Genomic DNA, 18,506 nt, shown 5'->3' on the forward strand with positions numbered 1-18,506 from the left:
AACGACGAAATAAAAAGGAGCCTATAAAAATTTATAGGCTCCTTTTTTGTATTGGAATTTATCTCGCTATTTGCCGGGCAGTAAGACTCCCACCTCAAAATCCAGCGAGAGCAAAGAAGTTAGGTGGGGATCGGGCAGCCCGTAAAAGCCCGATTAGTTTAACTAATAATCAGTGAGGGATGAATAAAACCCCCACTGATTAAAGTTTTACTTTATGAGAAGTCATTTTTCGTTAGTATGTAATATTAAGCTTGAACAATTAATAAGGATGAATTGTTGATGTTTTTTAGTACTGATGAAGGGGTGGAGAAATGAAGGGAAGAAAGCATTTTATTGTTTGTATGGTTTTATTGTTCTTCACATTTAGTTTTATTGGTGTTCAGAAAATAATAGCAGAAGAAGTTGAATTTTCAGGGACAACAGCTCCATTGAATGTAAATGTTAGAGAGGCGAAAAGTTTGAATGCAAATATTGTAGATGTGATTCCCGGAAATACAAAAGTATCTTTTAAAGGATGGGAGTATGGTGAAGCGGTTAAAGATTACTGGACAGGAAATTTAGATAATCGTTGGTTTTACTATTTTAAAGATGGAAAAAAAGTATATGTAACGTCAGCGTATATTAATGGAAATCCTCCAAGTACACCAATAGACCGTAAATTATCTGTACCTAACATATTACAAGAAAGATCAAATTGGTGTTGGGCAGGCACTTCGGTTTCAGTTTTAAATTATTTTGGGAAAACTCCTTCACAAGATCAGTACGTTAGGTATGTTAAGGGTGGATCATATAATAATCCTGCAACTTCACGTGAAATACAATATGGATTATCGGGATATGGTGTTAGTTCAGCTATAAGTTCTGGAGCAAAATCGTATGATTGGTTCAAAAGTCAAATTAATAGTAATCAGCCGATGATTGTACTCATTATGTGGCAAAATGGAGCTAACATCGGACACTTTCTAGTACTTGATGGATTTTATAAAGGGACAAATGGAACAGATTATATAACGTACATGGACCCTTGGTATGGTGATCATTATAATCATAATTTCAGTACGTTCCATAACAATAATAATTTTTGGTGGAGTGAAACTGTTTATAATATCCATGCAAACTAATAATATTAAAAGCGGGGGTTCATAAATGGGAAATCTACTTAAGCTTGTGATACCGTGCATGTGTTTAATGACCGTTATTATTTTCGCTAGTAAAATTAGTTATGCATCAAAAAATAAAAGTGAATCAGTACAATCGATCGCATTAAAAGATTATCAATATAGTAAGGGAAGTTCTTCTGAAAATTTAAATTTTGAAAAAATAACAACATCTCCATTTTCGTTACCAATCTATGCAACAATTCCAGCACAGCAAATTTTAAATAGCTCTGAATTTAAGCAATTGCTATTACCAACAAATGAAAAGCTGTGGTTTATTATGAAGGGTGAGCAGCCAGAAGGACTAATTGTTGCGAATGATACTGAACCGATTCGAACGGGCGGAGAAAATAGAAGTAAAGATTTATATGGATTATATAAAGCAATAAAAAATAATACAAATGAAACAAAAGATATTAGTTATTTCGAATTTGAAGGGCAAGGAATATTGGTAGTAAATCAAAATAATGATCAAGAAATATACCTTAGCAAAGGTGCCGCTGCCATATTAAAACTTCCTGCTGGTCAAAAAGTATTGAGCAGTGAAGTAATACAGAAAATGAAAGAGAGAATTGTAACTAGTTTTGAAAAGTAGGAAGGGCTAATTCTTTTTTGTGTTTATACAAGGTTGAACAGATAACAGGATTAATGGTAGCATTAGGGCTGTTTAAAAGCTAATATTGAATATAAAAAGGTTAGAGAAGTTAATTCTCTAACCTTTTTATATTCTGCTATCTACTGTACAACCTTTTTGCATAGCTGAATTTCCTTATTAGAAAATAAGGGTGCATCTATAAAACCATAATGATAAACTAAAATACCTAATTCCACTCTAGAATTAATATGCCATTTTTCTTTAATATGATTAATTATCGTTGAAATTCTTCTAGGGGTAACATATATTTTTCTGGAAATTTCTGCATCTGTATATCCTTTTGCTACATAAATAGCCACTTCTAATTCTCTTTCGGTTAATATTCTTTTCATAAAATAAGCCCCTTCGAAATTGTTTATATAAAATCAAAAGAAACTATTAAAAGAAATAAAGGTCAAAAATCATATTTATTTCTTTTAATTTCGCTATTTGCGGGCAATAAGATTCTCACCTCAAAATTTAGCTGTGACAAAGAAATCGAACTACCTGTAAACGCCTGCTTGGAGTGGACTAATAATCAGTGGTGATGAATAAAACTCCCATTGGTTATTAGTGAACTTTATTGTAATAATTTCTCATATTGTGATACAAGTTTGTGAAAAACTATAAATCCATATAAATAGTAATTGTAACTATACTAATTTTACATTACATTAAAAGTTGGAAAATATTCTTATACTCATAAAGTGTTACATTTGAGGGAGGAAAGATGGAATTCTACAATCTTGGTATTATTATTAAAGAACTTAGAAAGAAAAAAAATATGTCACAATCTGAATTATGTCATGGAATATGTTCACAAAGCCAAATTAGTAAGATAGAAAAAGGGATTATTTATCCATCTAGCATATTGTTGTATCAACTATCTGAAAGACTTGGTATTGATCCAAATTATATATTTGCACTGACCAAAAATAAAAAAATAAAATATATTGAAAATGTAAAATGTGTAATGAGAGATTGTGTGAAACAAAAAAAATATAATGAGCTTTACGAAATAGTGAAAAAAGAGAAAAACGAAAATAATTTCCAATCAAAAGAAGATAAACAATTTCTATTATGGCATGAAGCGATTGCTATATATTATGTAAATGGAGCAACAATTAATGCTTTTGACATTTTAAATAGAGCACTAAAACAAACTTTAAGTAGTAGTAACTTTTTATCAGAAAAAGAAATAAGCATAATGAATTCAATTGCTATAATACATGCAGAAAATGAAGAGTATGAGAAAAGCATAAATATATTAAAACAAAGTTTAATTAATTTTAATAAGATAGAATTTCCTAGAGAAAAAGAAATCAAATTAAGACTCATTCATACGTTAACAAAATGTCTACACCTTGCAAATCAATATGAAGAAGCGATTAAGTATAGTGAAATAGGTATAAAATTAGCCATAAATATGAATACTTTATACTTATTAGGTGAATTGTTTTTTGAAAAAGGTGCAATTTTATTGAAAGTTCAGCACTCTAATGAAGTTGGTTTAACATACATAAAAAAGGCATTATTTATATTTGAACTAACAGAAAGAAAACAATATATAAAAATGATCAAGGATAAATATATTAAAAATGAAGAATAAACAAGAAACAATCCTAACATAAGCTATTTTTAATTGGTATTTATTCCTAAAAAAAGTACTGTAATACGAACTATTCCTTATTGTTGTTTATTGCTAAAATAAGTACCGTAATATTAGATAAAAATAAAGGGTGGCATTTTATGAAATCAAGAGGGATTACTCGTAAAGCAGATAGCATGGGGCGTATTGTTATTCCAATGGAAATAAGACGGAGTTTAGGAATTGTAGAAAAAGATTCTCTTGAAATGTTTATAGAAGAGGATCAGATTATTTTACGAAAATATCAATCTCCAAGAGCTTGTGCACTTACAGGTGATATTTCAGACAGCAATATTTCGTTAGCGAATGGGAAGATTATTGTAAGTCCAGAGGGGACGGAACAATTAATAAAGAAGTTACAGCAATATCTTTTAAAATAAAAGGTAAGTAAGGATTTTAAAATAGAATATTCTTGTAAAGAAAGTCCTCTATCATTTAGGGGGCTTTTTTATCCGCTATTTGCCGGGTAATAAGACCCCCACCTCAAAATTCAGCGGAAGCAAAGAAGTTAGGCGGGGGCCCTGTTGCCCGTAAAATCCCGATTGGTGAGGGCTGATTAAAGTTCCACTTTATTACAGTTAGTTCAATGAAATACAAATTACCTTAAAATAGTCTGACTATTTTTTATAAAAAAACTATTCGTTTACATTTTTTGGTTTCGTGTTATATTTTTATTGTTAATATTAGTGTATTGAAAATTCTGATTTCAATCTTAGGAAAATTCTAGGGAAAGGAATATTTGTGCTTGAATTGAAAATCCTATAAACATAGTTTGAAAGTAAAGTATGAAAAGAAATCTCCATTAAATATACTAATTTAATGGAGATTTACGGGGTTAATGTAACTAAAAAGAAATTTTGTTTACTCCACGTTTATGCTCTGTAATTTGGTAACTGTAATAGCTCTGACGAAAAGCAAAGGAGCAAAAAAGAAGTAGGTAGTTTATTTAATAGAAGATATGGTGAAAAAATAAAACAACGGAGGTTTTATAATGAATAAAGGAATACTGCAGATTACAGAAATCGAAGAAATTAGCATTCCTAATGTATTGAAGGATAAAATCAAGAATCTAATAGACCATGAATTAAAAACTCATAATCCTTATACTTGTGATCAAGAAATAGCTGCAAGCTTTTCAAGAGAGTGGCTTAATTGTTTGATTGATTATTCAAAGAAAACTTCGAATTCAGATATGAAAAAACTACTACATATGATAAAAGTAGCGAATTGTGGTGGAAACGTACCACCTACTCTTATTAAAAATATTCCATGTGATCCTATGGAAACCCTATTACCTGGGGAAAATCGCAAAGGTTTTAATTATGGTGAAGACGAAGACGATAGAATGAAAAAATATTTTTATGCAGAATGGGTCACATGGCTTTTTGCCACACTTTTTAATTATGATGCTTTAATTCACCCATCCGAACATGCAGGGAAAAATAGATTTCACCTCATTTCCCCTTTGAACAACGATGAAGTTTTGCGAAATGTCGGTGCAAGCACCGGTGGCGGGAACTTTTATCAACATAACGATGCCACAGTGTATACAGACATGAAAGACCAATCAGATATTGAAGCAAGATTGAAAATATTCAATACGAATTTAGAAATTGTATCAAATAGACTTAATAAATCCGTGGAACGAATAGTGTCTGAAATTACTTGTGGAAAATTTACTAGAGTTGATGCTCTTTTATTAAAAGGAGTGTTAAATTTAAAAACTCAAACTCATATTGGAACGCCAAAATTACTTCAAAAGCATCTTGAAGAAAATCACTTCAGTAAAGATGATATATTGGCGATAAGTAAAATGCCTATTGCTCATATCGCAGGAATGGCGGATGGTGAAATATCGGGATTTGTAGGGGAAATAAACCAAATCATATTTTTGGATGATAATGGTGATATTATTGCAACTTGTTTGAATGGAGCAGAAAATAGATTGATTTATGTGGGAAAAAGTGAAGAAGAAAAATTGAAATTTGACATGTTTTTAGAACTCTTACGAACAACGCCCACTTATAAGGTTCCACTTACATCTGAAGATTTATTAATTATTCCAAATTCATACTATGGTAAACAAACAAATGTAACTCATGGTAGGGAAAGGTTATCTGAGGAAGAATATAAAATTCCGATTGGAGATAATAAGTACGGAAGAAGAATTGTTTGCAGGCAGTACGTTTCCAGCCGATTACGTGATCAGAAAGAAAGTTACTTTACAGATATTATTAACTAGTTTAAAGAGAGGAGGGACGATGGGGAGGTTTGGGGTATAATAGCTCAAGCCTTCCCATATTCTTTGTATGGATTTTACTATTGAATTACTCATATTACTATTTTTAGTAGCTGTATTAGCAGGGTGGATAGATACAATTGCTGGAGGCGGTGGTATGATAACTATCCCGATAATGTTATTAGTAGGTATGTCTCCTTCTGTAGCGATAGCAACTAATAAACTGCAAGGGAGTAGCGGAACTCTCATGGCGACAGTGTTTTTTATTAAGAAGAAAGAAATTAATCTTAAAGAAATGCGTTTGTCCATCTTAATGACCTTTTTTGGATCAGTTTTGGGTGGATGGCTTGTTTTACAGATACGGGCAGAATATCTAATCATGATATTACCTTTTTTACTTATTATTATTGGTCTTTATTTTCTATTATCTCCAAATATAGCAAACGAAGATCGACCGAGAAAAATAAGTATGTTGTTGTTTGCGTTAACAGTGGCTCCATTCCTTGGATTTTATGATGGTTTCTTCGGCCCAGGAACAGGTAGCTTGATTGCTTTAGCGTTCATTCTTTTATGTGGATATAGTGCTACACGGGCAACTGCAAATGCTAAGATTTTGAATTTTACTAGTAATTTCGCTGCTTTGTTGTATTTTATTATTTTTGGCCAAATCGATTGGACAATTGGATTGATTATGATGCTTGGTCAAATTATAGGGTCATATATTGGGGCGAAGATGGTGCTTACAAAAGGGACGTCATTAATACGACCAATAGTGGTTATTGTTTGCTTTGTCATGGCAATTAAGATTTTTTTACAAAATATGAACTAAATGTAATAAATATAGTATTTGTATCGAAGTTAGAGTGTTTTCATGTTGTTATTGCAGTATTACACTGTTTAAGATGTGTTCAAAATTACACAATTTGACTAGTGTAATGTATTGCGTTATGCTTTTTCTATTATAAAAGAAAGGCTTGAAGATAATGATTCGTCGTTTGAGAAAGCTAAAAAATGTAGCAGTCGTAGTAAGCTTCTAAGTAAATAGCAAAATATATAATACTTAGAAGCGAGGAATAAAGTTATGAAGCATCCATTATTTAATCATTGGTCAGAAACAAAATATATAAAAGATATAGTAACAAATCCACTCATTGAAGTAGGAGAGTACTCCTATTATTCAGGGTATTATGGTCATCAAAATTTTGAAGATGGTTGTGTAAGGTATTTGTGGGGGGATGCTAAGTCACAAGCACTGTTTAATCCAATTGAACAGATGGGATGGCATCTTGATAAACTCATTATTGGGAATTATGTTTGCATTGCAAGTGGAGTAGTCATTTTAATGGGTGGTAACCATAATCATCACTCAGAATGGATTACAGTATATCCATTCGCTGAGCAAATTGAACAATCATATGAAACTAAGGGCGATACAGTCATTAAAAGTGATGCTTGGATTGGAATGAATGCTATAATAATGCCTGGCGTTACTATTGGTGAAGGTGCAATTGTTGCTGCAGGATCTGTCGTAAGTAAAGATGTTCCGCCGTATACAATAGTTGGTGGAAATCCTGCTAAGGAAATAAAGAAACGATTCACTGATACAGAAATAAACATGTTAATGGAAATGCGTTGGTTTGATTGGGATAGGAAATTGATCGAGAAGGCAATTCCGCTGTTATCTAGTCCATCCATCGAACCATTATTTGCTTTTTATAAAAATGAAGTAAAAAATAAATAAATTAGTTAGTTAGAAAAACTACATTCAGTATTGGGTGTAGTTTTTTTATTACAAAAAACTAATGGTTTAGACTAAAGAAAATTTATCTCTAATATAAGTCTAGCAAATAGCTCAATTGAATAATTAAAATCCCGATTGGTGAGGGTTAATAATTAGTGGGGATGAACAAAACCCCCACTGATTAAAGTTTCACTTTATTTTTTGTAAATGTGGAACAAATGTATTATGTAGATTGTCTATTAATTGTAATCCTAAAAAATATGAAAGTGCGAATCATTTTAAAAAATATAAGGGGATTAAAAATAAGGATATGCGTGGGAATACAAAGTATCAGGGCACCTAAAAGTGTCAGATGAGATGGTCTATATGAAAGCAATCCTAACGTTTAATATGTATATACAATTTGAGAACACTGTCTATTTTTTTTGAGATTATGTTAGAATAACGCTTTTTTGAGTACAAAGATATTGGAGGTAACAGAAGTGAAAGGTATGTTTTGCAAGAGATTTATTGCAATAGTAACAGTGCTTACACTATTTTTTAGTATGTTCGTTACATTTGGAAGAGCAGCAGCGGAAACAGTTTCTGCTATAGACGTTGAAGCAGGATCAGCAATTTTAATAGAAGCAAATTCCGGAAAAATTTTATATCAAAAAAATGCAGATGAATCATTGGCAATTGCTAGTATGACAAAAATGATGAGCGAATACTTAGTTCATGAAGCGGTAGATAAAGGAAAACTTAAATGGGATCAAAAAGTTAAAATTTCTGAATATGCACATAAGATTTCGCAAGATCGTTCATTATCAAATGTTCCATTAGAAAATGGTGGCTCTTATACGGTAAAAGAGTTATATGAGGCAATGGCAATTTATTCTGCAAATGGTGCAACAATTGCTTTAGTTGAAGAGATTGCTGGTAAAGAGGGCAATTTTGTAAAAATGATGAACGATAAGTCGAAAGAGTTTGGAATGAAAGATTATAAATTTGTAAACTCTACAGGCTTAACAAATCAAGATTTAAAAGGATATCACCTAGAAGGGACAACTCTAGATGAGAAAAATAAAATGTCTGCAAGGGATTGTGCAATTTTAGCACAACGTCTTATTCAAGATTTTCCCCAAATATTGAATACAGCAAAAATTCCTAAAAAAACATTCCAAGAGGGTGGTAAATATCCAATTGATATGGCGAACTTTAACTGGATGTTAAAAGGTTTAATTAAGCAATATGAAGGTGTAGATGGTTTGAAAACAGGAACGACTCCAGAAGCGGGAGATTGTTTCACTGGTACAGTAGAAAGAAATGGTATGCGCCTAATTTCTGTAGTGATAAAAGCAAAATCTCATACGGCACGCTTTGATGAAACAAAGAAATTATACGATTATGGATTTGCGAATTTTGAAGTGAAGAATGTCTACGGAAAAGATTCAGTAGTAAAAGGACATGAAACGGTACGAGTAGCAAATGCAAAAGAGAAAGATGTAGTAGTTCAAACGAAGCAAGCTGTTTCACTTCCAATGCGGAAGGGAAACAAAGACGGTTATAAAAAAGAATTTAAAGTATCAAATAAAGAACCTGAAGCGCCTATTAAAAAAGGTGTAACAATTAGTAAAATAATTATCTCGCCTAAAGATAATACCGATCCTGGGTTCTTATCAGGTAATTCATTACAAATAGACCTTGTAACAAAATCTGATGTGGAACAAGCAAATTGGTTTACACGTTTTATACGTAAAACTGGATCTTTTTTTAGTGGTATGTGGGATAGTGCGATTGATATAGTAAAAAGCTAATTTTATAGGATACAACTAAATATTAGTTTGAAACAAAAGGTTTCAAAGTATTATAGATTCTTATGTGGATAGTTTGGAATGAAAGATTGTATTACTTTTCAAATTTGGTCCTTCGGAACTTTTTGTATTTCTATTAAGCTAAAATAAATTTGTATCCATATACTCCAAAAACGCTATTCTTTTTGTAGAAATATACAGAAGGGATGGCGTTTATTATGAATCTTTCGATTTAAAGGATTCTGGTGCAAGGTTAGTTTAATAAAGTTACATGATGAAAAACCACCCATTAAAGTTTCACTTTATAAAAATTTAATAAAATCTTTTCTTTGTATTAAATATTTTGTTTTAAATTATGTATATAAAGAAATGGAGGTCAAATTAACTTTTTACTGCTTATATTAGGAATTTAAAGAAACGATGTGTACAGTTCTCTCACTATATTCGCATAGTGGCCTTTATGAAAAGCAAAATCTACAATTTACAAGGAGAACATTTTATGAGTAAGAGAATAAAAGAATTAGATTCCATACGAGGGTTAGCGGCACTTACTGTGGTATTTGGACATTTTTGTTTAATGCTACCATCGTTGCCTAATTCTATTAAATTTTCCCCGCTTAGGTTTTTATGGGCGGGTGGGGAAGCTGTTATCGTTTTTTATGTACTAAGTGGTTTTGTGTTATCGATGGCACTTTATCATTCAAAAACAAATTATTGGGGATATTTAATTAAGAGATTTGTAAGAATCTATATTCCTTATTATTTTTGGATAATTGTTTCCTTTGTTTTATTTATTTTATTTTCGTCGTATGAAGTGGTAGGACTACGGGATTGGTTCTATGATAGGTGGCAAGGGTCTATAACAAAATTAGATATTCTAAACCACTTTGTGCTTCTTAATAACTTTTTTACGGAAAATTATAATCCAGTTATTTGGTCATTGGCTCAAGAAATGCGTATATCTATTGTGTTTCCTTTGTTATTCCTTCTTTTTTATAAATTGAATTGGAAGAAAACGATACTATTTGCTTTGAGCTTTTCTTTAATTAGTGTTTTTCTTAATGTGTTGTATATTGGGAAAGCTGAAGGATTTTATAATGGTTATGCTGATACACTGCATTTTACATCTATGTTTATGGTTGGAATGTTACTTTTTAAGTATCAGGAAAAACTTATCTACTCATATAGGAATATGAAAAAATTTAAAAAAGGATTTCTTATTGCATTAGGGATTATTCTGTATTTATATTCCATTTTAATTTATGGTTTTTCCCGTAATGATACTACTTTCTTATTAAAAGATTGGGGTGTCGTAATGGGGGTTGGTATATTTATTATAATGGCTATGAGTAACCTAAAAGTAAAAGCATTTTTAAATAAGAGTGTATTTGTATATTTAGGAGAAATTTCATACAGTATCTATTTGTGTCATTTTCCAATCATGATGGTACTATTTAAACTTTTGTATACAAAGATACCTATCTTTTTCCTTCTTACTTTATGCATTGCAATGACACTACTTTTTTCTATAGTTTCATATCATTTAATCGAAAAGAAATGTATCAACTGGGCAAAACAAAGAACAACCAATTTTTTGAAAAAAGTATAATTCCTAGAGAAATTTTATTTCTTTAGTAAATATACGAATATGACCGATTCCTAAGTATACTTAGGAATCGGTCAATTTTGGATTCTAAATGTAAATATAATAAAGTGGAATATAATTGAAATCGAAAACCACTTAGAAATAACAATTACGGTGTGAGCTATTGTATAGTATAGATATGGTTAATAATAAAGGGGGAATACATATGTGGAAGCGATTTGTAGCAATTGGTGATAGTTTTACAGAGGGGATAGGGGATGAAGTTGAGGGAATTGCATTAAAAAGCTGGATAGATCATTTTGTTCAACTGTGTGAAAACGATATAAAATATGCTAATTTGGCAAAGCGTGGCTTAGTAACTAAAGAAATTCGCTCGCAGCAATTGGAAAAGGCGTTAACTTTTAATCCAGATTTGGTTAGTCTCATTGCAGGGGCAAACGATGTTTTAAAAGGACGTTGGAATCATGATGCATATAAGAACGATATGGAATTTATGATAGATTCATTAAGTAAAGCAGGGGCTGATATTATTATAGCAAACCTTCCTGATTTTACAGTTAGGCTTCCTTTTGCTTCTGAAAAAAAACAAGTAATAAAAGAACAATTATTAGAGGCAAATGAAGTTATACGTTCACTGAGCAGAGAATATAAGTTTCATCATGTTGATTTTTGGAATCATCATTTAGTTAATGACAATACGCTTTGGTCTAAGGATTTAATTCATCCAAACTCAAAAGGATATGTAAAAGTTGCTGATTTGATTTTTAGTAGTTTGTCTGTACAGAAGACAAAATAATAGTTTGCAATTTAACGAATATGATATTAATTGTGCTAAGCTATGTTTTTTAGTAAATGGAGAGAACTAGAAATTTAGCATACAAAGCGTATCTACGATATATTTCTACAGTAGTGCATAAATGTAGAATTACAAAGAAAGATCACTTATGGAAATAGGTGGTCTTTAAACGTTTTTATAACTAAATTTAAATATATACTGTAGTACTAACAATTTCGTACTACATAAAAATTAAGTTCTCTTATAGAAAAACTGATTTTATATTATCTTAAAATATAATAACATATTCAAATCATATTTTGGGTGTGTATCCTAATTGTGAATAATTTGTAATTTTTTTGAAGTGTAAATATCTAATAAATAAAATAGGTAGTAGGTGCAGAAGTATTAATACTATATTATTCAATTCTGTTATGAGTACATTAGTAATTGGTAGTATTATATTTTTATTATCAATTTTAGTTATTGGAATTAATTTGCATAGAAAATATGTAGGATAAGAAAAGATAAATATACTTTATTGTATATTTATCTTTTTGTTTAGTAGGATTTATAGTCTCTTTAAACTATTATGTTAATAAAATTAAGAAACTTAATTTTTGATATCCTTATGGCTAAAGCCATCTATAAACTGACAATATAACTAAATAATTGTTTGGTATGATTTGTGGGTTGTTTTTTTTATCCGAATTTTCTGATTCAAATATTTCAACTTTATGAATATAGTAGGTGAAATATTTGTGTGATAGTATTTGAGATAGAAAAAAGCCAACTTTAAAAAGGATGTGAATTGAATGTGCAAACAACTATAAATGGTTATATTAAGGTAATGTTTAGCTGTTTTTTAGTGTAAGGTAAAGGTCTATGTTGTAACAGTTGATATAAATACGAAGAAATAGGTGCGCCTAAATTTATCTGACTATTTAAAATAAACTAAACCTTGAGATTAGTCTAGGTTTTGACGAAGTTACATTCTAGGTGAAATCTTTATAATGATTAATTAGGTTTAATAAAGGGGTACCTTATACGCAAAAGCGTTTATATTAGTAACCTAAGGAGCTTGCTTTTATGAAAACTACTGATTCAAAAGGCCTATTAGGAAATAGGGTTTATTTACAAGTTTTCTCTGCTTATTCATTGCTTATGCTTGGTGTTTTTATTGATATGTTAGCGATTATGACTATAGTTGGGTTTGAATGGGAAGTAGATCCTACTATGATTGGATTGATCCCTGTTGCATATGCACTTCCTGGAATTATTTTTGGCTCATGGGCAGGTGTTATTGCAGATCGTTTTAGAAAAATTCCAATTATGATGTTCTGTAATCTAATGGTTGGTCTAATAACAATTGCTCTTTTATTTGTACAAGATATCCACTGGCTCTTAGTGGCATTAATGATTCGTTCCATTTTTATTGTTTTCTATTATCCTGCACAGCAAACACTAACAAGACAGATTGTATCCCCGGACTTACTTACTAAAGCAGTAAGTATCAACGGAATAGTAGAGCAGGGTACCAAGATAGTAGGTCCACTTATAGGGGGCATGTTGCTGAGCTGGTTTCAACCAGAGTTCTGCCTCATTATAAGAGCTATAAGTTGTTTATTAGCTACCTTAGTTCTCATACCCACAATAAAATTTAAAGAAACTATATCGAAAGAATTTGTTGAAAAGCAAAAACAAAGTACTTGGACCGCTTGGGTACAAGGGTGGGGTTATGTGTTATCTAATCGGATAATATTATCAACCATGATTTTCGTTACAATAGCCATGGCAGTATTACAATTAGTCGACTCACAATTCCCAACTTTATTTAAGAGCTTATTCCCACATGATAAAAGTAAAATGGGATATATCATTTCTATTATTGGTCTTGGCGGAATACTTGGTGCACTACTAACTCAGAAATTAAAACAATTTCAATATGGCTGGGTAGTATGTGGAGGTATGGTTTTAATGGGAATTGGTTTTGGGGGGATTGGTTTGATAACGCCCGGTACGGTCTTCGTTTTAGCCTATTTAATTAGTTTTATCGCTGGTATCGGAAGTGGGCTGATGCTTGTATCTAATCAAGTCATTTTACAAATAGAATCCGACCAAGATCAAGTAGGAAGAGTATTTGGTATACAAAGCAGTTTAACAAACGCAGTTCTAATTATTTCTCCTGCTATGAGTGGCCCATTAGTGCATTTGTTTGGAGTAACTCAACTCTATGTTTATGGAGGGATTGGGCTTGTTATTATTGGATTAATTGGAGTTTCACTGCAGAAATATTTATGGGCTAAACATAAACACGAACCTATAAGAGCGAATAATTTTTGAAGGGGAGATTTTTATGACCAATGAGGAATGTTATCGATTAAGCCATCCGCAGCGAAGAATATGGTATACAGAAGTTATTCATTCTGATAAAGGAATATGTAATTTAAGATTTTTATTTAAACTTCATCGGAAAATGAATTATTCAAAATTAAACCAAGTTGTGAATCGCGTTATCAGTGAAAATGACGGTCTGTGCATTAGGTTAAAAGAAAATGGGCATCAGGAACCGAAACAATATTTTATTAAACATGAAGAACAAGAATTTGAGTTTTTTGATTTCAGTAATGTGGAGAATACAAATTTGCTTGAGGAATGGATTGAGCAGAAAACAAAAGACACGTTTACATTATTTAATTCAGATTTATACTATTTCGCTTTAATAAAATTAAACGATAATGAATGTGCAGTCTTTGGAAATGTTCATCATATTATTATGGATGGTTTATCAATTCAAATATTTACTGAGCAAATTGCAAAATATTATTATGAAATGCATAACGAGAATGAGGAAGGCGAAATTAAAAATTCATATGTTCAATTCCTGACCAATGAACAAACATACTTGAATAGTAGTCGCTTTCAAAAAGATCAAAAATTCTGGTTAGAGGAATTTAAAACACTGCCATCTGTGACTGGATTGAAGCCCTATAATACGTACCAAGTTAGCACTAAAGCATCACGTGAGACATTTATATTAACGGAGCATTTGAAGAGAAAGATAGAAAAATTTTCTGAAGATTACAAAATTAGTTTATACACTTTTTTTGTTGCTGCTTTCTCGTTGTCCATGTATCGGTGGACTTCATCGCTTGATATTGGTTTAGGAATGGCTTACGGCAATCGTATGACTAAAATGGAACGAAAATTGATTGGAATGATGGTGAGTACAGTTCCTTTAAGAATGGATATTGATCCAGAAGAAGAAGTACTTTCATTTATTAGCAGGGTGTCCAGAAAACAAAGCAAATTATTGAGGCACCAGAAATATCCATTTGATTTGTTGTTAAAGCAGATTAATAAAGAGAATAATAGTAATGTGAGACTTTTCGGAACTACGATTGATTATAGGGATCGCGATGAAAGTGGTGACTCACTATGGATTCCAAACCATGAAGAGGTACAAGATTTTGCAGTGCATATTGAAAATCTAATTGATATTGACTCTTTACATGTACATATTGATTATCGTGAGGAGCTATTTTCTAAGGAAGAGATAAAACGGTTTTTTAACGTGATGTTAGCGATAATGGAAAACACTTTTGAAAAACCAAAGCAGAAGGTAGCTGAAATAGAAATCATTTCTGAGGAAGATAAAAGAATAAGTTTAGTTGAGTTCAACAATCCTAAACTGAATGTCCCACCTCAAGTAACTATTCATGAAATATTCGAACAGCAAGCGATGATTTATCCAAATACTATTGCAGTTACGTATGAACAAGAAAAAATTACTTATAAGGAGCTTAATGAACGTGCAAACCAGTTAGCTCATTATTTGCAGAAAAAGGGAGTAGGACCTGATACTTTAGTTGGAATATGCGTTGAACGTTCCCTCGAAATGATTGTAGGTATTTTAGGGGTTTTGAAGGCTGGTGGGGCTTATGTTCCACTCGATCCAACATATCCAGAGCAGCGACTTCAATATATTTTAGAAGATGCTAGCATTCAGTTATTCGTGACGCAAGAAAGTTTAAAAGAATTGAAATGGTTACCAGAAAATGTTGAGTCGATTTGCCTGGATCGTGATCAAGATGAGATTGGGAAAGAAAGTAAGACTTTGCCGCTTTCTAATGTCGGTCCCAAAAATCTGGCATATGTAATCTATACTTCGGGATCAACGGGAAATCCAAAGGGCGTTATGATAGAGCATCACAATGTCATTCGGTTATTTAAATCAACGGATTGTTGGTATCAGTTTAATGAAAAAGATACTTGGACGCTTTTTCATTCGTATGCATTTGATTTCTCAGTATGGGAAATTTGGGGAGCATTATTATATGGTGGAAAATTAGTTGTTGTTCCGTACTGGATTAGTCGATCACCTAAGGATTTTTATCAATTATTAGTGGAGGAAGAAGTCACAGTTCTAAATCAGACACCTTCCGCATTTCGACAATTAATACGAGTGTGTGAACAAGAAGATAAGAATAAAAATTTGCAGCTACGTTACGTAATATTTGGCGGAGAAGCATTAGAACCTATTAGCTTGTTACCGTGGTTTCAAAGGTATGGTGAGAAAAACCCACAGTTAATTAATATGTATGGAATTACAGAAACTACAGTTCATGTTACATATTATCCAATTACTCTAGATGATGTGCAGCATGCTTCAAGAAGTAATATTGGAAAGCGGATTCCCGATTTAGAAGTGTATATACTAGACGCTTATCAACAACCTGTTCCTATAGGTGTTGATGGTGAACTTTATATTGGTGGAGCAGGATTGGCACGTGGATATTTAAATAGACCTGAATTAACAGCAGAGCGTTTTATATCTCATCCATTTAGTAGTGATCCGAAAGCAAGATTATACCGGACAGGAGACTTAGCGAGGTATTTGCCAGATGGGAATCTAGATTATCGTGGAAGAATTGATTATCAGGTTAAAATACGTGGTTTCAGAATTGAAATTGGGGAAATTGAGTCTACTTTACATACATATGTATATGTAAAAGAGGCAGTTGTAATTGTAAGAGAAGATCAGCCGGGCGATAAAAGATTAGTAGCATATGTTGTAGGAGATGGAAATGTAGATGGGTGGAGAGAGTATCTTAAAGCGAAACTACCAAGTTATATGGTTCCTTCGGGATTTGTGGCGATGGAAGCTATTCCACTTACAGCTAACGGTAAAGTTGATCGTGAGGCCTTACCTATGCCGGAGGAAAAGCAGATTAATAGTGAATGTGTTGGCCCTCGGAATAGTAACGAACAGATACTGACTACCATTTGGAAGCGAGTATTAGGTGTTAAAAAGGTGGGAATCTATGATAATTTCTTTGAAATTGGTGGCGACTCGATTCTCAGTATTCAAATCATATCTCAAGCAAGTCAAGTGGGGTTAAAACTTACTCCAAAGCAAATGTTTGAATGCCCAACTATCGCTGAGCTGGCACAAGTGGCTATAGAAACGCAGGGAGTACAAGCGGAGCAGGGAATTGTGATAGGTGATGTGCCTCTTACTCCAATTCAGTGCTGGTTCTTCGAGCAAGAACATCCACATACAGAGCATTGGAATCAATCAATGCTTTTAAGAGTAAAAGAAAGATTGGATGTGAAATTACTAGAGGGAGCGATATTAAATTTACTCAAACATCATGATGCTTTACGTTTCCGGTACGAACAGTTACCAAACGGAACGTGGAGGCAGAGAAATGAAGAGACTGATGAGCTGTCAGTACTCCATGTTGTAAAACGGAATCAAGTTAATGAAAAAGAGTGGAATACAATAATACAAGAAGAAATGAACATTAATCAAGCTAGTTTCAATTTAGTTACTGGTCCGTTAATGAGAGTAGTGTACTTTGAAGATAACTTGACTGGAAATGATCGAATATTCTGGGTGATTCATCATTTAGTAGTAGATGGAGTATCATGGAGGATTCTATTGGAAGATTTACAGGTGGTATATAACCAGATGAAACAAGGTCAAGAAGTTCGCTTACCTGCGAAAAGTACATCTTTTAAAGAGTGGTCTGAACGACTCCAGACATACAGTGATTCGGGTATTTCAAAAGAAGTACAAAATTATTGGAATCAACAAGTAGAAAAAGAAACGATGAAAATTCCAATGGACTATCCAATACAAGAAACGACAGAGGAATCGATTGATCAAGTGACGAGGACTTTAGGAATAGAAGAAACACATGAATTGTTACACGAAGTTCCAGTAACTCATAAGACAAGGATTGATGAGGTACTATTAACGGCATTAGGACAAGCTATCGTCGATTGTACAAATCAGCAAACCGTTTCTATTCATCTAGAAGGACACGGAAGAGAAGAGGTAATTGAAGGTATTGATTTATCAAGGACAGTGGGCTGGTTCACGAGTATTTATCCCGTTCATCTCAATTTTCAAGGAACTCAAACACCTATTGAAGGATTAAAGTCTGTCAAAGAACAATTGCGTCGAATCCCAAATCGCGGAGTTGACTATGGTATTTTACGTTACTTGAATAAAGGATTACTTCCGTTTTATCAGCAAAAGCCTTCAATAAGTTTTAACTATTTGGGCCAATTTGATCAGGTTTTCTCAAGGGAATCTTTGTTTATGCAAGAGACAGGATTTACATTTTTAGATCATGCTCCAGATTCCAAACCATCTCATCTAATTGATGTTATCGGAATGGTGAAAGATGAAAAGTTACATTTTGTTTGGATGTATAGTAGAGAACAGTTTTCTAAATTAAAAATTCAATTGATAGCAGATGGTATGTTGAGGCATCTTCGTCAACTTATAAATAAACCAACAACAGAGTCTGCTTTTACGGTATCAGATTTTGCTGATGCAGAGGATCTTACGGAAGAAAGCTTGAGCAAAGTATTACTTAAATTAAAAAAGAAGAGGGTGTAA

13 protein-coding genes are annotated in these 18,506 nt (G+C 32.3%); 12 read left to right on the forward strand and 1 reads right to left on the reverse strand.

All coding sequences use genetic code 11. The features are described 5' to 3' along the window. Positions 1–311: 311 nt before the first annotated feature. Together BCG9842_RS11570 and BCG9842_RS11575 are read left to right on the forward strand one after the other, a co-directional pair. Positions 312–1,121, forward strand: a complete 810-nt coding sequence (locus BCG9842_RS11570; RefSeq protein WP_000678376.1) for a papain-like cysteine protease family protein — start codon at positions 312–314, stop codon at positions 1,119–1,121. Positions 1,122–1,146: 25 nt separating this feature from the next. Further along, a complete protein-coding gene (locus tag BCG9842_RS11575) occupies positions 1,147–1,752 on the forward strand; it encodes a hypothetical protein (protein WP_000527414.1) in 606 nt (201 codons plus the stop codon). Between the two features lie 140 nt (positions 1,753–1,892). Here the strand turns inward: BCG9842_RS11575 and BCG9842_RS11580 are convergent, their stop codons facing one another. Next, positions 1,893–2,144, reverse strand: coding sequence for a response regulator transcription factor (locus BCG9842_RS11580; protein WP_000821942.1), 252 nt, complete (start codon positions 2,142–2,144; stop codon positions 1,893–1,895). Positions 2,145–2,521: 377 nt separating this feature from the next. On the opposite strand from BCG9842_RS11580, the gene BCG9842_RS11585 reads away from it, so the two are divergent. The 10 genes from BCG9842_RS11585 to BCG9842_RS11630 all read left to right on the forward strand — a co-directional run bounded on the left by BCG9842_RS11585 (position 2,522) and on the right by BCG9842_RS11630 (position 18,506). Next, entirely contained in the window at positions 2,522–3,400 is an 879-nt protein-coding gene (locus BCG9842_RS11585; protein WP_000397978.1) for a helix-turn-helix domain-containing protein, read from the forward strand. Positions 3,401–3,540: 140 nt separating this feature from the next. After that, positions 3,541–3,819 (forward strand): AbrB/MazE/SpoVT family DNA-binding domain-containing protein, encoded by a 279-nt coding sequence (locus BCG9842_RS11590; protein ID WP_000842215.1) that lies wholly within the window; start codon positions 3,541–3,543, stop codon positions 3,817–3,819. A 611-nt stretch (positions 3,820–4,430) separates the two neighbouring features. Further along, positions 4,431–5,681, forward strand: a complete 1,251-nt coding sequence (locus BCG9842_RS11595) for a hypothetical protein (RefSeq protein WP_001032355.1) — start codon at positions 4,431–4,433, stop codon at positions 5,679–5,681. A gap of 67 nt (positions 5,682–5,748) precedes the next feature. Continuing rightward, positions 5,749–6,507 (forward strand): TSUP family transporter, encoded by a 759-nt coding sequence (locus BCG9842_RS11600; RefSeq protein ID WP_000347991.1) that lies wholly within the window; start codon positions 5,749–5,751, stop codon positions 6,505–6,507. A gap of 252 nt (positions 6,508–6,759) precedes the next feature. Continuing rightward, positions 6,760–7,419 carry a CatB-related O-acetyltransferase gene (locus BCG9842_RS11605; protein WP_000682536.1) on the forward strand — a complete coding sequence of 220 codons (660 nt, stop codon included), beginning with the start codon at positions 6,760–6,762 and terminating at the stop codon, positions 7,417–7,419. 482 nt (positions 7,420–7,901) lie between these two features. After that, positions 7,902–9,215 (forward strand): D-alanyl-D-alanine carboxypeptidase family protein, encoded by a 1,314-nt coding sequence (locus tag BCG9842_RS11610; protein ID WP_000677657.1) that lies wholly within the window; start codon positions 7,902–7,904, stop codon positions 9,213–9,215. 457 nt (positions 9,216–9,672) lie between these two features. Continuing rightward, positions 9,673–10,821: an acyltransferase family protein gene (locus tag BCG9842_RS11615; RefSeq protein ID WP_003282126.1), complete on the forward strand. Its 1,149-nt coding sequence runs from the start codon at positions 9,673–9,675 to the stop codon at positions 10,819–10,821. A 202-nt stretch (positions 10,822–11,023) separates the two neighbouring features. After that, positions 11,024–11,614 (forward strand): SGNH/GDSL hydrolase family protein, encoded by a 591-nt coding sequence (locus tag BCG9842_RS11620; protein WP_000265867.1) that lies wholly within the window; start codon positions 11,024–11,026, stop codon positions 11,612–11,614. Between the two features lie 1,068 nt (positions 11,615–12,682). Continuing rightward, complete coding sequence (locus BCG9842_RS11625; protein WP_000858612.1) at positions 12,683–13,936, forward strand: MFS transporter; 1,254 nt, start codon at positions 12,683–12,685, stop codon at positions 13,934–13,936. A gap of 13 nt (positions 13,937–13,949) precedes the next feature. Continuing rightward, on the forward strand, positions 13,950–18,506 hold the full coding sequence (locus tag BCG9842_RS11630; RefSeq protein ID WP_000180455.1) for a non-ribosomal peptide synthetase: 4,557 nt from the start codon (positions 13,950–13,952) through the stop codon (positions 18,504–18,506).

Source organism: Bacillus cereus G9842, assembly GCF_000021305.1.
GTDB classification, from domain to species: Bacteria; Bacillota; Bacilli; order Bacillales; family Bacillaceae_G; genus Bacillus_A; species Bacillus_A thuringiensis_S.

Excerpts from the sequence above, each read along its gene's own strand:
- BCG9842_RS11575 (WP_000527414.1), top strand. The coding sequence starts at position 1,147 with ATGGGAAATCTACTTAAGCTTGTGATACCGTGCATGTGTTTAATGACC.
- BCG9842_RS11580 (WP_000821942.1), bottom strand. The coding sequence starts at position 2,144 with ATGAAAAGAATATTAACCGAAAGAGAATTAGAAGTGGCTATTTATGTA.
- BCG9842_RS11595 (WP_001032355.1), top strand. The coding sequence starts at position 4,431 with ATGAATAAAGGAATACTGCAGATTACAGAAATCGAAGAAATTAGCATT.
- BCG9842_RS11615 (WP_003282126.1), top strand. The coding sequence starts at position 9,673 with ATGAAAAGCAAAATCTACAATTTACAAGGAGAACATTTTATGAGTAAG.
- BCG9842_RS11590 (WP_000842215.1), top strand. The coding sequence starts at position 3,541 with ATGAAATCAAGAGGGATTACTCGTAAAGCAGATAGCATGGGGCGTATT.
- BCG9842_RS11585 (WP_000397978.1), top strand. The coding sequence starts at position 2,522 with ATGGAATTCTACAATCTTGGTATTATTATTAAAGAACTTAGAAAGAAA.
- BCG9842_RS11600 (WP_000347991.1), top strand. The coding sequence starts at position 5,749 with ATGGATTTTACTATTGAATTACTCATATTACTATTTTTAGTAGCTGTA.
- BCG9842_RS11570 (WP_000678376.1), top strand. The coding sequence starts at position 312 with ATGAAGGGAAGAAAGCATTTTATTGTTTGTATGGTTTTATTGTTCTTC.
- BCG9842_RS11630 (WP_000180455.1), top strand. The coding sequence starts at position 13,950 with ATGACCAATGAGGAATGTTATCGATTAAGCCATCCGCAGCGAAGAATA.
- BCG9842_RS11605 (WP_000682536.1), top strand. The coding sequence starts at position 6,760 with ATGAAGCATCCATTATTTAATCATTGGTCAGAAACAAAATATATAAAA.
- BCG9842_RS11625 (WP_000858612.1), top strand. The coding sequence starts at position 12,683 with ATGAAAACTACTGATTCAAAAGGCCTATTAGGAAATAGGGTTTATTTA.
- BCG9842_RS11620 (WP_000265867.1), top strand. The coding sequence starts at position 11,024 with ATGTGGAAGCGATTTGTAGCAATTGGTGATAGTTTTACAGAGGGGATA.